This window comes from Mesorhizobium sp. M0621 (assembly GCF_040320745.1).
Lineage (GTDB): Bacteria > Pseudomonadota > Alphaproteobacteria > Rhizobiales > Rhizobiaceae > Mesorhizobium.
Window position 1 is genome coordinate 85,441 of the sequence record NZ_JAMYQF010000008.1, and the last position, 14,891, is coordinate 100,331.

The 14,891-nt window shown below is 60.5% G+C and carries 15 protein-coding genes; 8 read left to right on the plus strand and 7 right to left on the minus strand.

All coding sequences use genetic code 11. The annotated features are described in order from the left end of the window. The first annotated feature begins 4 nt into the window (after positions 1-4). From ehuC to NKI38_RS08185, 4 genes are read left to right on the plus strand one after another with little or no spacing between them, the layout of a single operon-like run. A complete protein-coding gene (gene ehuC / locus NKI38_RS08170; protein ID WP_352656279.1) occupies positions 5-733 on the plus strand; it encodes an ectoine/hydroxyectoine ABC transporter permease subunit EhuC in 729 nt (242 codons plus the stop codon). Continuing rightward, on the plus strand, positions 730-1,389 hold the full coding sequence (gene ehuD / locus NKI38_RS08175; RefSeq protein ID WP_352656281.1) for an ectoine/hydroxyectoine ABC transporter permease subunit EhuD: 660 nt from the start codon (positions 730-732) through the stop codon (positions 1,387-1,389). The genes ehuC and ehuD overlap by 4 nt, the downstream gene beginning before the upstream one ends. After that, positions 1,386-2,165 carry an ectoine/hydroxyectoine ABC transporter ATP-binding protein EhuA gene (gene ehuA / locus NKI38_RS08180; RefSeq protein WP_352627164.1) on the plus strand — a complete coding sequence of 260 codons (780 nt, stop codon included), beginning with the start codon at positions 1,386-1,388 and terminating at the stop codon, positions 2,163-2,165. Before ehuD ends, ehuA begins: the two co-directional genes overlap by 4 nt. Continuing rightward, on the plus strand, positions 2,162-2,884 hold the full coding sequence (locus NKI38_RS08185; RefSeq protein ID WP_352656283.1) for a GntR family transcriptional regulator: 723 nt from the start codon (positions 2,162-2,164) through the stop codon (positions 2,882-2,884). The genes ehuA and NKI38_RS08185 overlap by 4 nt, the downstream gene beginning before the upstream one ends. Positions 2,885-2,896: 12 nt before the next feature. Here NKI38_RS08185 and NKI38_RS08190 read toward each other — a convergent pair whose 3' ends face one another. Next, on the minus strand, positions 2,897-4,087 hold the full coding sequence (locus NKI38_RS08190) for an NADH-quinone oxidoreductase subunit D (protein ID WP_352656284.1): 1,191 nt from the start codon (positions 4,085-4,087) through the stop codon (positions 2,897-2,899). A gap of 64 nt (positions 4,088-4,151) precedes the next feature. Next, on the minus strand, positions 4,152-4,541 hold the full coding sequence (locus NKI38_RS08195) for a hypothetical protein (RefSeq protein ID WP_352656286.1): 390 nt from the start codon (positions 4,539-4,541) through the stop codon (positions 4,152-4,154). A gap of 157 nt (positions 4,542-4,698) precedes the next feature. Between NKI38_RS08195 and NKI38_RS08200 the strand changes: the two genes are divergently transcribed. Beyond that, a complete protein-coding gene (locus tag NKI38_RS08200) occupies positions 4,699-4,929 on the plus strand; it encodes a hypothetical protein (protein WP_352656288.1) in 231 nt (76 codons plus the stop codon). Positions 4,930-5,031: 102 nt separating this feature from the next. Here NKI38_RS08200 and NKI38_RS08205 read toward each other — a convergent pair whose 3' ends face one another. Next, a complete protein-coding gene (locus NKI38_RS08205) occupies positions 5,032-6,906 on the minus strand; it encodes a multicopper oxidase domain-containing protein (protein ID WP_352656290.1) in 1,875 nt (624 codons plus the stop codon). A 193-nt stretch (positions 6,907-7,099) separates the two neighbouring features. Here NKI38_RS08205 and NKI38_RS08210 point away from each other — a divergent pair, with 193 nt between their 5' ends. Beyond that, on the plus strand, positions 7,100-7,531 hold the full coding sequence (locus NKI38_RS08210) for a hypothetical protein (RefSeq protein ID WP_352656427.1): 432 nt from the start codon (positions 7,100-7,102) through the stop codon (positions 7,529-7,531). A 219-nt stretch (positions 7,532-7,750) separates the two neighbouring features. Here the strand turns inward: NKI38_RS08210 and NKI38_RS08215 are convergent, their stop codons facing one another. The 4 genes from NKI38_RS08215 to NKI38_RS08230 all read right to left on the minus strand — a co-directional run bounded on the left by NKI38_RS08215 (position 7,751) and on the right by NKI38_RS08230 (position 10,823). After that, the gene (locus NKI38_RS08215; RefSeq protein WP_352656291.1) at positions 7,751-8,218 is read right to left on the minus strand and encodes a YbhB/YbcL family Raf kinase inhibitor-like protein; all 468 of its coding nucleotides are present in this window, start codon (positions 8,216-8,218) and stop codon (positions 7,751-7,753) included. Between the two features lie 3 nt (positions 8,219-8,221). Continuing rightward, complete coding sequence (locus NKI38_RS08220) at positions 8,222-8,515, minus strand: hypothetical protein (RefSeq protein ID WP_352656292.1); 294 nt, start codon at positions 8,513-8,515, stop codon at positions 8,222-8,224. 29 nt (positions 8,516-8,544) lie between these two features. Next, positions 8,545-8,751: a hypothetical protein gene (locus NKI38_RS08225; protein WP_352656294.1), complete on the minus strand. Its 207-nt coding sequence runs from the start codon at positions 8,749-8,751 to the stop codon at positions 8,545-8,547. A gap of 80 nt (positions 8,752-8,831) precedes the next feature. Beyond that, positions 8,832-10,823: a protein-L-isoaspartate(D-aspartate) O-methyltransferase gene (locus NKI38_RS08230; RefSeq protein WP_352656296.1), complete on the minus strand. Its 1,992-nt coding sequence runs from the start codon at positions 10,821-10,823 to the stop codon at positions 8,832-8,834. Positions 10,824-11,140: 317 nt separating this feature from the next. On the opposite strand from NKI38_RS08230, the gene NKI38_RS08235 reads away from it, so the two are divergent. Continuing rightward, the gene (locus NKI38_RS08235; protein WP_352656298.1) at positions 11,141-13,552 is read left to right on the plus strand and encodes a phosphoketolase family protein; all 2,412 of its coding nucleotides are present in this window, start codon (positions 11,141-11,143) and stop codon (positions 13,550-13,552) included. Further along, positions 13,549-14,736: an acetate/propionate family kinase gene (locus NKI38_RS08240; RefSeq protein ID WP_352656300.1), complete on the plus strand. Its 1,188-nt coding sequence runs from the start codon at positions 13,549-13,551 to the stop codon at positions 14,734-14,736. Before NKI38_RS08235 ends, NKI38_RS08240 begins: the two co-directional genes overlap by 4 nt. Positions 14,737-14,891: the final 155 nt, after the last annotated feature.

Here is a 14,891-nt window from a genome sequence, read left to right on the forward strand (position 1 = left end):
GCAGATGGGAATTGGCACGCTTGTAGCGATGCTGGCGATTGCACTCACGGTCATCGGCGTCCTGGCGACACAGCAGGCCTACAGCCTGTTTCTACCCGGCTTGCTGCAGGGCGCGGTCTTGACGATCGAGATCGCCATCCTCGGCAGCCTGCTCGCGATTATCATGGGTGTGCTTGCCGCGCTCGCCCGGCTCTACGGTCCGGCACCACTCCGATGGCTGGCAACGGTCTATGTCGAGATCTTCCGCGGCACCTCGGCGTTGGTGCAACTGTTCTGGCTGTTTTTCGTGCTGCCGCAATTCGGCGTCACGCTCGCCCCATTCCCGGTCGCCGTGCTGGCGCTTGGGCTGAACGTCGGCGCTTATGGATCGGAGGTCGTACGCGGCGCGATCCTGTCTGTCGCTCGCGGCCAGTGGGAGGGATGCACGGCGCTGAATATGAGCCGCGCCCAGATGCTGCGGCGAGTGATCCTGCCGCAAGCTTTTGTCGCCATGATCCCGCCCTGGGGCAATCTGTTCATCGAGCTTCTCAAATCGACGTCGCTGGTCTCGCTGATCACGCTCTCGGATCTCGCCTTCAAGGCGCAGCAGATGAACCAGAATACGTTCAAGACCATTCCGATCTTCACCCTCGTCCTGCTGATGTATCTCGTCATGTCGCTGGTCCTCACCATCGGCATGCGGCTGCTCGAAAGGCGGGCGTCGGCTGGTCTGGCGCGGGGGAAGGCAGCATGATCTGGGACTGGAACTTCACCCTCGAAATCCTGCCGGTGCTGGCGCACGCGGCAATCATCTCGATCGAGGCGACGCTGATCGGCTTCGTGCTTGCCGCCACTCTCGGCCTGGTGCTGGCGGTCGTGCGTATCGCCGTACCGCAGACCGGCTGGACGATTTCGGTTCTCGTCGAGCTGATCCGCTCGACCCCACTGCTCATCCAGATATTTTTTATCTACTTCGTCTTCCCGAAATTCGGCCTCGTGCTCGACGCCTTCACCGCCGGCGTGCTTGCCATCGGCATCCACTACGCCGCCTATTGTTCCGAGGTCTATCGCGCCGGTTTCGACAACATCCATCGCGGTCAGTGGGAAGCCTCGATCGCACTCAATCTGTCGGCCTGGACGACGTTTCGCGACATCATCATCCCGCAGGCGATTCCACCGATCGTTCCAGCACTCGGCAACTATCTCGTCGCCTTGTTCAAGGAGACGCCATTGCTTTCCGCGATCGCCGTGATGGAGTTGATGCAGACGGCCAAGATCATCGGCTCGGAGACCTTCCGCTACACCGAGCCGATCACGCTGGTCGGCTTGTTCTTCCTTGCCATGAGCCTGGTTTCAGCCGCGCTCATCCGGACTCTCGAACGCTTGCTCAACCAGAGGACCATGCGATGACGGAACAACCGATGGTTCGTTTTGACAATGTGTCGAAACGCTATGGCACGCTGACCGTCCTCGACGGGCTCAATCTTGAAATCGCACGTGGCGAAAAAGTCTCCGTCATCGGCCCGTCAGGTTCGGGCAAGACGACGGTGCTGCGCATGCTGATGACGCTGGAGACGATCAACGATGGCGTCATCTGGGTCGAAGGCGAACCGCTGACCCACATGAAGAAGAACGGCATGCTCGTTCCCGCCGACATTGCGCATATTCGCCGCATCAGGGCGAAGATCGGCATGGTGTTCCAATCCTTCAACCTCTTCCCGCACATGACGGCTATGGCGAACTGCATCGAGGCGCCGATGACGGTACTTGGCATGAAGCGCGCGGATGCCGAGGCGCGGGCGGCCGAATTGCTGGAACTGGTGGGGCTGGCCCAGAAGAAGGACCATTACCCGTCGCAGCTTTCCGGCGGCCAGCAGCAACGCGTCGCCATCGCCAGGGCGCTGGCCATGCGACCCAAGATCATGCTGTTCGACGAGGTAACGTCGGCGCTCGACCCGGAGCTTGTCGGTGAAGTGCTGCAGGTGATAAGGCAGATCGGGCGCGAGCACGATCTGACCATGCTGATGGTTACCCATCAGATGGGCTTCGCCAAGGAGTTTTCCGATCGCGTTTGCTTCTTTTACCAAGGCAAGATCTGCGAACAGGGACCGCCAAACGAACTGTTCGGGGCGCCCAAGAATGAGCGGACACGGCAGTTCCTGCACGCTGTCCTGGAGGCTGGATGACTCTTGAAACAGATGCCGCGCCCATAACCGAGACCCCGCGCCCGCTCTCGGCGCGGGAGCGGTTCGAGCGTATCTACCGGATCTTGCGCGACCGCATCTGCCTGCTGGACTATGCTCCGGGAAGTCATCTCTCCGAAGAAGAACTCGCCCAGGAATTCGAGATCAGCCGGACACCGGTTCGGCGCGTGCTGGCGCGCCTCGAATCCGAAGGTCTTGTTCAATCCGTCCATGGCGTCGGCACGATCGTCACCGACGTCGATATCGAGGAACTCCAACAGGTCTACCACCTGAGGCTGGAACTGGCGCTGCTGGTTGGCAAGTTGTCGCCGATCCCGCGTACGGCTGAGGATCTCGATCGGATCAGAGCGCTTATCGCGCGTTGTGACTCCGATGTCCTCAACCCCGACCAGCGCGCGTTCCTTCGTCTCAATATGGATTTCTTCTGCGAACTCACTGCGATGACCGGCAACCAGCCGCTGCGTGAGATCAGCGAGCGCCTGTATTTTCAGGTCGCACGCGTCGTCCTGAAGATGATGCCGCAATTGGGCCTTGTCGAAGAATTCACTGCCTTCCGCCGGGAGATGGAGGAAGTCCTTGCCGCCGCGGAGATCGGAGACTGGGAATCGATCGGCCACATAAGGCGCGCCCACATCTCGATGAGCTTCCGCCGCATGATGCGCCACGCCGATGAGGCCACCGATTTCGATGACGGCATGTGATCTGCACATTGGTCAGCGGTCGATCTCGCCGAACACGATATCAAGTGAGCCGATGATTGCGGCGACATCGGCGATCATGTGCCCTCGGCACAGGAAATCCATCGCCTGCAGATGGGCAAAGGAAGGCGCGCGTATCTTGCATCGATAGGGAACGTTGCTTCCGTTCGAAACCAGATAGACGCCGAACTCGCCCTTTGGAGCCTCGACCGCCGCATAGACCTCGCCGGCGGGCACACGATGCCCTTCCGTGTAAAGTTTGAAATGCTGGATGGTCGCTTCCATCGAACGTTTCATCCTGGCACGCGGCGGTGGCGTGATCTTCTGGTTCGGGATCGCCACCGGCCCTTGGCCTTCCGGCGAGCGCAATTTTTCCAGGCATTGCTTCATGATCCGGACTGACTGGCGCATTTCCTCCATGCGAACCAGGTACCGATCGTAACAGTCTCCATTCTTGCCCACCGGTATGTCGAAATCCATCTCGGGATAACATTCGTATGGCTGCGCCTTGCGCAGATCCCATGCAGCGCCCGATCCGCGCACCATCACGCCGGAAAAGCCCCAGGCCCAGGCGTCATCGAGCCCAATCGCGCCAACATCGACATTGCGTTGCTTGAAAATGCGGCTGTTGGTGAGCAGGGCATCGAGATTGTCGCAGACCTTGAGGAACGGGTCGCAGAAATCCCAGATGTCGTCGAGAAGCTTGGAAGGCAGGTCCTGGTGCACGCCGCCGATCCTGAAATAATTCGCATGCATGCGGGCGCCCGAGGCGCGCTCGTAGAAGACCATCAATTTCTCACGCTCGGCGAAACCCCAGAGCGGCGGGGTCAGTGCGCCGATGTCCATCGCCTGGGTCGTGACGTTGAGGAGATGCGACAGAAGCCGGCCGATTTCGCAAAACAGGACGCGGATGAGTTGCCCACGCCTTGGCACCGATATTTCGAGCAATTTCTCGGCGGCGAGGCAGAAGGCATGCTCCTGATTCATCGGCGCGACGTAGTCCAGCCGGTCGAAATAGGGCAGGGCCTGCAGATAGTTCTTGTGCTCTATGAGCTTTTCCGTGCCGCGATGGAGCAGGCCGATATGCGGATCGGCACGGTCGACGATCTCGCCATCCAGTTCCAGTACCAGCCGCAGAACCCCGTGGGCCGACGGATGCTGCGGTCCGAAATTGATGGTGAAGTTGCGAACAGCGGCTTCGGCCATGGCGGCTCTCCGCGACATCTGCGTTTCGTTGCTTACGGCGCAGCCGTATGGTTCGGATGGCCGATCAAGTTGTCGTCTGGATGATCAGCGTCAGCGTGCCATCACCATCGATATTGGCGGCCACGACCTGTGAAGAGTTGAGCCCGTTCGCCCTCAGCGCCAATGTTGCCTGAGGCGATGCATCGATGGAGTTCTGCAGACGCAGCAGATCTTCCGCACTGGTCTGGGTAATCACGGCTTCCGCCTGTGCCTTGATTTCCGAGGGTAGATCCTCGACGGCGACGATGGCAACATCGGTGAAATTCTGACCAGGCGCCCCTTGCTCGGGCGGTATCTGGTCCGGCAGCGGCTCCAGCGGTGTCATCTGTGGGGCCTGCGGGTCGATGGTTTGCCCGTAGAGAGGCTGCGTGATGACCGCGCCGGAAAGCGCGGCAACTATCGTCAACATTCGCATGATCGTTCCTTGCATGTCTCCCAGGACGATGCAGACACAACCGTTATACCGGGCGATGGTTCCGTGGGTCGGCCGTGTTGGGGCAATTTCAGCTGTTGCCCTTATCGGCTGACCGGCACCACTCCGTACGAAATCGACAATTGGCTCCGGTGTGAAAATGCGCAATCATCGCGAAATGGGACGCCGGTTGGACGACAAACTCGATTGCAAGGCTTGCGGAACGATCCAGATGGACATTCCCGACGGCGCCAAGGAGTCGACGCCAATCCATTGCAGCAATTGCGGTGCCTTCCTCGGCGAATGGGGTGAATTGCAGGACGATTTCTACCGCCAGGCTCGTGGCACCGAAGCATTCGACCTGCGCGACGGGAACATTATCAAGAAGTAGGACGCGATAAATGCAGCCTCCGAACGGCTGCGGGGGACTGCGTCGGTATGGGGCCGCTCATCTGTGGCCGAGCGCACCTGTTCGGCCATGGCCTCGTGTCGGTTAGCTGACATCGATGATGACCATCAGCCCGCCGCCGCCCTTTTCCTCGACATTGTTGTTCGTCGTGTGATGCGGAATGTGGCAGTGGATCAGCCACTTGCCGGGCCGCTGTGCCTTCCAGACGACGTCATAACGCTGCCCCGGCCCAACATTGATCGTATCGGCCAGGAAGCGCGCCGACGGGGCAAGTGTCTCGCCGTCACGGGCGACGACCTCGAAGGGTCCGCCATGGATATGCATCGGATGGATAAAGCCATTGTTGGTGCCGATGAACCGCACCTTCAGCGTCTCGCCGAGCTTCATATGGATCGTATCGGTTGAGGGATACGCTCTGCCGTTGATGGTGAAGAAGTTCGGCATGCCGCCATCCATCGGCATCGACGGATAGGTCAGGCCATCGCGCACCAGCCATTCCTGGAGCTCGATAACATAGTCGTGGTCGGCCTGGACCTCGTCGGCGGGATTGGCGGGGTCGATGATCAGCGCGCCGTAGAGGCCGAGCGCCTGGGTGCGGTCGGGCTTGGCGTGCGGATGATAGAAATAGGTCCCGTACTGGGTGGCGGTGAACTCATAGGAGTAGGATTGTCCGGGCTCGATCGGCGCTTGGGTAATCTCGGCGGGCCCGTCCATCTGGTTCGGCAGGATCATGCCGTGCCAATGCACCGTCGTTTCCTCCGGCAGGTCGTTGGTGACATTGATGCGGACCTTGTCGCCCTGGCGGATGTGGATGCGCGGGCCGGGAATCTGTCCGTTATAGGCATAGGCATCGACCGCGACGTTGGGCAGTATTTGCCAGCGGATCACCGACGGTCTGAGTTCGAACACCTTGACGCCGCTCTCCAAGCGGAACGGCAATTCCTGGTCGCCCTTGGCGGACAGATCATAGGAGGCCGTCACCCGGCGTGGATCGGCTGCCGCCATGTCGCGCATGGCTTCCGCCGGCGTGTCGCGGTCCATGATCATACCTTGCGGCATGATTACCCCGCCGACATCACGGGCCGACAGCGTCAGGTTCAGCCAGTTCGCCGGTGCGGCCATGCCGATCGCCAGCGCAATCACGGATACGAAGCCGAGTGCCGAGACCTGCGGCGTCGTGGCGTCCGTCTTCATCTGGTGGCCACTGCTTTTGCCCCTGTGGGAGGTGTCGTTGTGGCTTGTTCCGTGCCGTTGGTGCGCAGACTGCTCTCGACTGCTCATTCCGGTGGTCTGCAAGCGCAGCGTCATCAGCCCATGCTTCAATCCGCGTGCCACCAGCCAGACATTGGCGGGATAGGCGAGTGTGAAGCCGGCGATGACGCCGATGGACATCACGCCCCAGAACAGAAGTTCTGTCGGCTCCATCGCGCGCATGTCGCGCCCCATCATCAGGAAGCTCATGACAGGCGCCATACCTGCCATCATGAAGTTCATCGAGATGAACTCGGGCAGGAAGCTTTTGCGCACGTTCTCCCAATAGGTGCCGCCCATCATCGACTTCATGAATAGCGACTGAAAGATGAACAGGCCGAAGGCGAAGCCGGAAACATATTCGACAATGAGGTCGAGCCACATAGGAAGACCGAGCGTCGCCGTGACGACGGCGGCGAGGATGATGCCTGTAGCATCTCCGGCAACGCAGTGGATGGTCGAGCCGACGCCTTGCTTCCACAGCGGCCTGGTGAAGTCCTCGTGCTCGCCTAGTCGCGGCTCCTTGTCGGCCAGTACATACAGCAGCAGGCCGAGTGGACCCATGTAGAGGGTTACGAGAATGAACCCCCATTTCATCACCACCGGTTCGGGATTGTTGCGGTACTGATCCATGCCGACATAGAGCGTCGAGGCAGCGGCAAGAGCGAACCAGGCAACAAGAAAATAGTCGATCGGCTGGACGAGCATGGGCAGAACCTGATTCTGGATCCGTGGCTGGTGATAACCCCTCTTTTCCATGAACGCGGCCGGCGTGTTTACGATCCAGCCGGTTGAACTTGGCGGTGACGAATTCTGTCGGGCTTCCGCTCTTGTCGGAGCATCGCCGCGCGATAATTCCTCTGAAGGCGTGGGCGCATCTCCCTTTGAGCAGGAGCCGACCATGAAACACCAGACACTCGACCAACTGCAGGCCGTCGCCGTTATTGAATCCTCGGCTGCATATCCGGCAATGACACGAAACCAGCGTATCGAGCGTTGGGCGGAACTTCTCGAGCGGAATCCCGAGCGACGCCTTGGCGCGTTTTCCGGCACCGAGCATTTGCACCCGGAAGCACGAGCCACGGTGCGTGGCGAGGGGTCGGCAATCGCTGTTGCCTTCGAGGACGCGGTGCTGCGCGCTTCCGGCCTAAGGGATGACACGTATGGCGAGGCCAAGCGCTTCTTCGAACTGAACGACTGGCAACTGCACGACATCGTCTGCGATTGTCACGTAGGCGCTACCATGACAGCACGGTGGGCCGCCGCTCGGGTCCGCGCAATGATCGGCGGGAACAGGTTTCTCGCATGGTTGAGGCAAAGGATCATGCACTGACCGAGAGTTGGGGATCGTGGCGCCCGGCCGTGCGATTCCCGACCGCCCCATTTCCGGATCAGCGCCTGTCCTGGCGATACGGCCGGTCGGTTGCGCGGTCACTTTCCCAGCGTTCAGCGGGGCCAGGGCGGCGGCGTGTTAACACGACATGGCCGTCAATATAACCAGCAACAATGGCCCGCCGGCCACGAGAACCAACCACCGGCTGGATGCAACTCATCAAATCCGTTCGTATGTTCCGACGAGTTCTGCCTGCTCGAGCAGATGTTTTTGCGCTTCCTGCCAGATACGCTGGATGCCGGCGCTTGCCGGGATAGCAAGGTTTGGCGTGTCGAGCGCGGCCAGCTGGAAATGATAGTGATGGACGCCGTGTCCGACCGGCGGTTGAGGGCCGTCATAATAGGCGTTGCCGAAATCGTTCGTCGCCTGCCTGAGGGCCTGCGGACCCGGCTTGCCGCTTGCCGCCTCGGGAAGTTCCTGGGTGTCCGGGGACATATTGAACACCGCCCAATGGGCGAACGTTCCGCTCGGCGCATCCGGATCCTGGACGACGAGAACGAAGCTCTTTGTATCATCAGGTACCCCCGACCACTTCAGCGGCGGAGACACGTTCTTGCCGTCCCGCGTATATCTTTCAGGGATTTTTGCGCCTTCGGCAAAGGCGGAACTGCTGAGCGTGAGTGGCATGAGTTACTCCTTCGGGAGACAGTTGCTACGCGGATATCGGCGCATGGGGCCGACCCCAACGACCTCCCCGACGCTTGTTGTGAGAACTTTCCTGGTTCTCTCGGCGGATGTGTTCCGGTCATCGGGGTCGGCAATATCCCTCAGCTTGGGTCTGAGTTTGTCCTGCCGCGAGGCTGCGCGCTCAGCGTCGGTCTTTCCCAACTCCGTCTTCGCGTCGAAGTCCTTGCCGGCATTCTTCGTATTCTCGCGCTTTTCGATTACGCGAAGGCTTTGCTGATGGGTTTCGTTTCCGGCCATCGACAGCCTCCTTTTCGTGCAATTCGGGGCTACTTGTTCGTCCGCATTTTCTGCCTTGGATTGATTCCGCCGGCAGCCGTCGTGTCGTTCTCGACGTCGCCTTCGACCGTGTTCTCGCCTTCAAGGTCGAGTTCGTCGCCTTCCTTGATCGTGCCCTTGGAGGTTCCGATGCCCGGATTGTTCACCAGGTCGGCATCGCTCGGCTTTTTCCACTTTGGATGTCTGCTCGTGCTCATGAGACAACTCCTTCGAGGGGTTTGGTTTCAAAACCCAAGGCCGGCCGAAATGTTCCCAGCCATTTGCCGTTCGCCGACCGCTAAAGTCCGAACGGATAGGTGTCGGGAACACCAGCTCTTGCATGCTCCGGGCCAAGCGGAGTTACCGCGGTGGTTTTGTCGAACCACACGAAGGCGTCGAATTGCTGGGGTAGGGAAACGTCGGCATAGTGGCTGCGCAGTTCGGTTTCCGGCCGGTAGATCACCCCGATGAAGCGTTCCAGCCTGCGTTCCAGGAGCCGCTCGCGCAGCATCTCGTCGCGCTTCAGGTCGAGCAGAAAATGCGGAATGCGGCAGTCATGGCAAAGCCGCTCGTAGCTGTCGGCGTGTGAGGGCCGCACCTGCTTCACCTTCATCTCGCCGTCCCAGTCGGAGGCGGCGGCCACGGTGCCGGAATGCGTGCCCAGACCGATCAGGGCTGCCCTGTCGCCGAACCGTTGCCGGCAAAGTTGGCCGATATTCAGTTCGTCCCGGACAACGCCCATTTCTGTATAACGCGCATCTCCGATATGCGAATTGTGCGCCCAGACAACCGCCTTGGAATTCGGTCCGTTGGCGTCCAGCAGATGTTCCAGCGTTTCGAACATATGCGTGTCACGCAGGTTCCAGGATTCCGCGCCGCCATAGTACATGATCCGGTAATAACGTTCGGCGGAGGCTATCAACCGGGCGTTCTGAGCGGCATCGAGAAAGTCGCTGCCGTCCCGTCGGGCATAGTCCAGTTGCCTGGCGAGCAGGTCTCGACATTGCTCGAGAACCGCCTGCTCGCATTCCCGGTAGCCCGAGGTCAGCGCCGCGCGGCCGTAGGTGGACGGTTCGTTTTGCCATGGGGTCAGGCAGCCATAGCGCTCGCGCGCGATCTTTGCCGCCTGAGGATCAACCCGGTCAAGATATTCGAGAACCGCAGCTATGGACCCGCTCATGTTGTAGATGTCGAGGCCGTAGAACCCTGCTTGCCTGGATGGCTCGAGCTTCTCGTTGTGGTCGCGCATCCAACTGGTGAAGGCCGAGACATCGGTGTTGCGCCACATCCAGGCCGGGAACCGCTGGAATGGCGCGCTGACACCGGCTCGTGGCTCGCGATGACGAACATAGCGGTCGATAGCCGCGGCGTCGGGCCAATCGGCTTCGACCGCAACGATCGTGAAACCGTGCTTCTCGATGAGCCTGCGGGTGATCGCCGCGCGTGCCTTGTAGAACTCCGACGTGCCATGGCTTGCTTCGCCAAGCAGAACGACGCGCCGGTCGGCAAACCGATCGAACAATTCGCCGAAGGCGGGGTCGTCGAAATCCGGAAGCGGCTCGGCCGCCGCCGCGATCATATCCGGCAGACTGACCGGGTGCGGATGTCGGAGAGGACGATCGATCTCGGCGATTTCGCCGCTTTCGGGCCAGCCCTGCTCACCGATGAGAGCGACGAACCGCACGCCGCCGAAATCCTCCTCACTGTAAGTCGCGGCACCTGTTCGGGTGACCTTGAGCAGACGTTGCGAATCCACATCGTCGCCGACCGGAATAACAAGCCTGCCGCCGACATCGAGTTGTTCCTGCAGGGCGAGCGGCGCGCCGGGTCCGCTGGCCGTCACCACGATGGCGTCATAAGGCGCTGCCTCCGGCCAGCCCTTAGTGCCGTCACCAGTCCTGACCTCGATGTTCTCGTAGCCAAGTCTTTCAAACCGACGCTTCGCGGTTTCGGCCAATCCGGGATGACGCTCGATCGTGTAGACCTGTTCGACGATCCGGCTCATCACGGCCGCCGCATAGCCCGAGCCGGTGCCAACCTCCAAAACGTGGTCACCAGCCTTGACGGCCGCCAACTCGATCATGAGCGCGACGATGTAGGGTTGCGATATCGTCTGGCCGTCAGCGATGGGCAGTGGTCCGTCTTCATAAGCGAATTCTTCGAAGCCGGGATCGACGAAAGCCTCGCGCGGAACTTCGCGCATGGCCTGCAGGATCTCGCGATCGTGGATGCCACGCCGGCCGATATGAACATTGACCATTCGGTCGCGAGCACGAGGAAGATCGAGCATTTTCAGCTCCCTTTGGCGGCCGCTTGTCCGCGATTTGTTCAAGGATATCCTTCGACAATAGCCGGTCAGCCACGTCCTCTGCCTTCAGCGGCTCTCTCCCGGCTCACCCCTCTAACCGCTGGAGGGCCTCAAAGTTCCTTCTGTATCGCAGGACAGGTCCATGGACCGATTGGAGACGCTGACGGTTTCTTGCTTGCCCAAGCGGCGCCTGGACATTGCTTCGAACGCCATCGCCAATTTGGGCTTGCTCAGGCGCGAAGTCGCTCCAGTTATCTCCAGCGAACCGATGCCGGGAAACCGATACTGGAGACTGGGCGATGAACGACAAGGCCGCCGCGACGACGCAGGTGATCAGCCTCGAACGGATCGATCTCATGAACCGCTACTGGAGTGCCGCGAATTACATCTCGGTTGGCCAGATCTATCTGCTCGACAATCCGCTGCTGCGCGAGCCCTTGAAAGCCGAGCATGTGAAGCCGCGGCTGCTCGGCCATTGGGGTACGACGCCGGGCCTCAATTTCCTCTACCTGCATCTGAACCGGATTATCCGCGAGCGTGATCTCGATGTACTGTTTATCTGCGGTCCAGGGCATGGCGGTCCGGCAATGGTCGCCAATACCTGGCTCGAGGGCACGTATGGCGAAATCTACCCAGATATCGGCCATGGCGAAGACGGCCTGAGAAAACTGTTCCGGCAATTTTCCTTTCCAGGCGGGGTGCCAAGTCATGTGGCGCCCGAAACGCCCGGCTCCATTCATGAGGGCGGCGAACTCGGATATGCCTTGGTCCATGCTTTCGGCGCGGCGTTCGACAATCCGGATCTGGTGGTTGCTTGCGTGGTTGGCGACGGCGAGGCCGAAACCGGTCCGCTCGCGGCGGCATGGCATTCCAACAAATTCCTGAACCCAGCCTCGGACGGCGCGGTGCTGCCAATCCTTCATCTCAACGGCTATAAGATCGCCAACCCGACGATCCTCGGCCGCATGGATGACCAGGAGTTGCGCAACCTCTTCACCGGCTACGGCTACGAACCGTTCTTTGTCGAAGGCCATGAGCCGGTCGCCATGCACCAGGCGATGGCCAAAACGCTCGACAGGGTGCTCGATCGGATCCGTTCCATTCAGGAACAGGCGCGAGGTCCGGGATGGTATGGCGAACGTCCGCATTGGCCGATGATCGTCCTGCGCAGCCCCAAGGGTTGGACTGGGCCGAAAGAGGTCGATGGCGAAAAAGTCGAGGGTTTCTGGCGCTCGCACCAAGTGCCGGTATCGAACGCCCGCGGCAATGACGAGCACCGCAAGATCCTCGAAACCTGGATGCGAAGCTACGAACCGGAAAAACTGTTCGATAAAGCTGGACATCTGCTGCCGGAACTCGCGGCCCTTGCCCCAACTGGAACAAAGCGCATGGGCGCAACTCCGTATGCGAATGGCGGGTTGTTGAAGCGCGACCTGGCGCTGCCGGATTGGAAAAGCCTGGCGCTCGAAGTGCCTCGGCCCGGAGGCGTCATTGCCGAAGCGACACGGATTTGTGGCGGCTATCTTCGCGAGGTCTTTCGCCTTAACGCCAAAGCGCGGAATTTCCGGCTGATGGGACCGGACGAGACGTCTTCCAATCGCCTTGACGATGTGTTCGAGGTCACGGATCGAATCTGGATGGAACGTATCGAACCCTACGACGTCCATCTTTCCCGCGACGGCCGTGTCATGGAAGTGCTGAGCGAGCATCTCTGCCAGGGTTGGCTGGAAGGCTATCTGCTCACCGGCCGCCACGGTCTGTTCTCATGCTACGAGGCGTTCATTCACATCGTCGACTCTATGGTCAACCAGCATGCGAAATGGTTGAAAACCTCCGGCGAGCTTGCCTGGCGCAAGCCGATCGCCTCGCTCAATTACCTGCTGACCTCTCATGTCTGGCGGCAGGATCACAATGGCTTCAGTCATCAGGACCCGGGCTTTGCCGACTTTGTCGCCAACAAGAAGGCCGACACGGTCAGGCTCTATTTCCCGCCGGATGCCAACACGCTGCTGTGGATCACCGACCATTGCCTGAGAACCTACAACCGCATCAACGTCATCACCGCCGGCAAGCAGCCGACGCCGCAATGGCTGTCTATCGAAGACGCTGAAGCGCACTGCAAGGCCGGCGCGGGCATCTGGGAATGGGCCGGCACGGTTTCAAAAGGCGAGGAGCCGGATGTGGTGCTGGCCTGTGCCGGCGACGTTCCGACGCTGGAAACGCTGGCTGCGACGGACATTCTTCGCTCTGCAATTCCCGATCTGAAAATCCGCGTCGTCAACGTCGTCGACCTGATGACGTTGCAGTCGAACACCGAACACCCGCATGGGCTCACCGACCAAGCTTTCGATGCGCTGTTCACGAAGACAAGGCCGGTCATCTTCGCCTATCACGGCTATCCCTATCTCATCCATCGCCTGACCTACCGTCGTGCCAATCATGACAACATGCATGTGCACGGCTTTCGTGAGGAGGGCACCACGACGACGCCGTTCGACATGGTGGTGCTCAACGAACTCGATCGCTACCATCTCGCACTTGCCGCGATCGCACGCGTGCCGGGCCTGGCCGAAAGGGCGGAAAGCCTCGCCGCTGAACTTCACGGCAGGCTGGCCAAGCACAAGGCCTATGTCCGCGAGCACGGCGAAGACATGCCCGAGATCCGGAAATGGAGTTGGCCGGTTGCGAACGGGGCAAAGGCTGGTCGATGAGTCAGTCGATCCTGGCGCTGAATGCCGGCTCGTCCAGCGTCAAGTTCGCGCTATACGATCTTGGCTCGCCGGATGGCCAGCAGCTCGTTTCGCGCGGCACTCTGGATCTGGGCGACGCGCCCAGACTCACAGCAAAAGCGGCCGATGGAACAGTGCAGTGTGATAGGCAGTTCACTGCGGACGATCCGCATGGCGCGGGTATTGGCGAAATACTGAGTTTGGTGCAGGGCGAACTTGGTGAAAGAAAACTGATCTGCACCGGCCACCGTATCGTGCATGGCGGAAACGAGTTCAGCAAACCTGTCCGTCTGACGCCCGCTACCATTGAGGCCCTGGACAGGCTGACCGCACTCGCGCCTTTGCATCAGCCTCGCAGTCTCGCGCCAGTTCGCGCGATAGCTGCATTGCAACCGGCTCTGCCACAGATCGGATGTTTCGATACCGCGTTCCACCAGACGATCGATCCGCTCGTGCGGCGCTTTGCCCTGCCGCAAAAATACGAACGGGAGGGACTGCGACGCTACGGATTTCATGGCCTCTCCTACGAATATATTGCTGGTCGACTGAGCGAGATATCGCCCGCCCTCGCGGCAAAACGGACAATCGTCGCTCATCTCGGCAATGGGGCAAGCCTTTGCGCTCTGCGCGAGGGCAAAAGCGTCGATACGACGATGGGCTTTTCGGCACTGGATGGTCTTGTCATGGGTACGCGTTGCGGCGCCATCGATCCCGGCGTGCTGTTGTACTTCCTGCTGGAAAGAGGCATGGCGGCGGACGAGCTGCAGACGATGCTCTACGAGAAATCCGGACTGCTCGGGGTGTCCGGCATTTCGGGCGACATGCGCACGCTGGAGGCAAGCAGCGACCCTCGGGCCCGCGAGGCGATCGAGGTTTTCGCCTTCCGCGTCGCGAGGGAAGCAGCAGCGCTCGCAAACACGATGGGTGGTCTCGAATGCCTCGTGTTCACCGCCGGTATCGGCGAACGGTCATCATCCATCCGCAAGAAGATATGCGAAAAATTGACGTGGCTCGGTGTGGCGCTCGACGAGCCGGCCAATGACGCCCACGCCGAGATCATCAGCCGTCCGGACAGCAAGGTGGAACTGCGTGTGATTGCGACTGACGAGGAAAGCGTCATCGCACGCCATAGCCGCGCGGTAATGCAGGTCGGATCCGCAACTTAAGGCGAGCGAGCTGGCTTCTGCTCACCTTGGGGCTAGCCTTGCAGTTCTTTCGCACGAGGTCCTTGGCAAGCAAGCCCGCGGTCGTGAGAAGGCTGCCGACACCCGCGGGCGCCTTAAGCGTCGCCTCGATCGTCGATCATGCATCTGTCAGCAAA

Bases quoted from the DNA above. Each gene is read 5' to 3' on its own strand.
- NKI38_RS08185 (WP_352656283.1), top strand. From the start codon at position 2,162: ATGACTCTTGAAACAGATGCCGCGCCCATAACCGAGACCCCGCGCCCG.
- NKI38_RS08240 (WP_352656300.1), top strand. From the start codon at position 13,549: ATGAGTCAGTCGATCCTGGCGCTGAATGCCGGCTCGTCCAGCGTCAAG.
- NKI38_RS08200 (WP_352656288.1), top strand. From the start codon at position 4,699: ATGCGCAATCATCGCGAAATGGGACGCCGGTTGGACGACAAACTCGAT.
- NKI38_RS08195 (WP_352656286.1), bottom strand. From the start codon at position 4,541: ATGCGAATGTTGACGATAGTTGCCGCGCTTTCCGGCGCGGTCATCACG.
- ehuA (WP_352627164.1), top strand. From the start codon at position 1,386: ATGACGGAACAACCGATGGTTCGTTTTGACAATGTGTCGAAACGCTAT.
- NKI38_RS08190 (WP_352656284.1), bottom strand. From the start codon at position 4,087: ATGGCCGAAGCCGCTGTTCGCAACTTCACCATCAATTTCGGACCGCAG.
- ehuC (WP_352656279.1), top strand. From the start codon at position 5: ATGGGAATTGGCACGCTTGTAGCGATGCTGGCGATTGCACTCACGGTC.
- ehuD (WP_352656281.1), top strand. From the start codon at position 730: ATGATCTGGGACTGGAACTTCACCCTCGAAATCCTGCCGGTGCTGGCG.
- NKI38_RS08210 (WP_352656427.1), top strand. From the start codon at position 7,100: ATGAAACACCAGACACTCGACCAACTGCAGGCCGTCGCCGTTATTGAA.
- NKI38_RS08220 (WP_352656292.1), bottom strand. From the start codon at position 8,515: ATGGCCGGAAACGAAACCCATCAGCAAAGCCTTCGCGTAATCGAAAAG.
- NKI38_RS08230 (WP_352656296.1), bottom strand. From the start codon at position 10,823: ATGCTCGATCTTCCTCGTGCTCGCGACCGAATGGTCAATGTTCATATC.
- NKI38_RS08235 (WP_352656298.1), top strand. From the start codon at position 11,141: ATGAACGACAAGGCCGCCGCGACGACGCAGGTGATCAGCCTCGAACGG.
- NKI38_RS08205 (WP_352656290.1), bottom strand. From the start codon at position 6,906: ATGCTCGTCCAGCCGATCGACTATTTTCTTGTTGCCTGGTTCGCTCTT.
- NKI38_RS08215 (WP_352656291.1), bottom strand. From the start codon at position 8,218: ATGCCACTCACGCTCAGCAGTTCCGCCTTTGCCGAAGGCGCAAAAATC.
- NKI38_RS08225 (WP_352656294.1), bottom strand. From the start codon at position 8,751: ATGAGCACGAGCAGACATCCAAAGTGGAAAAAGCCGAGCGATGCCGAC.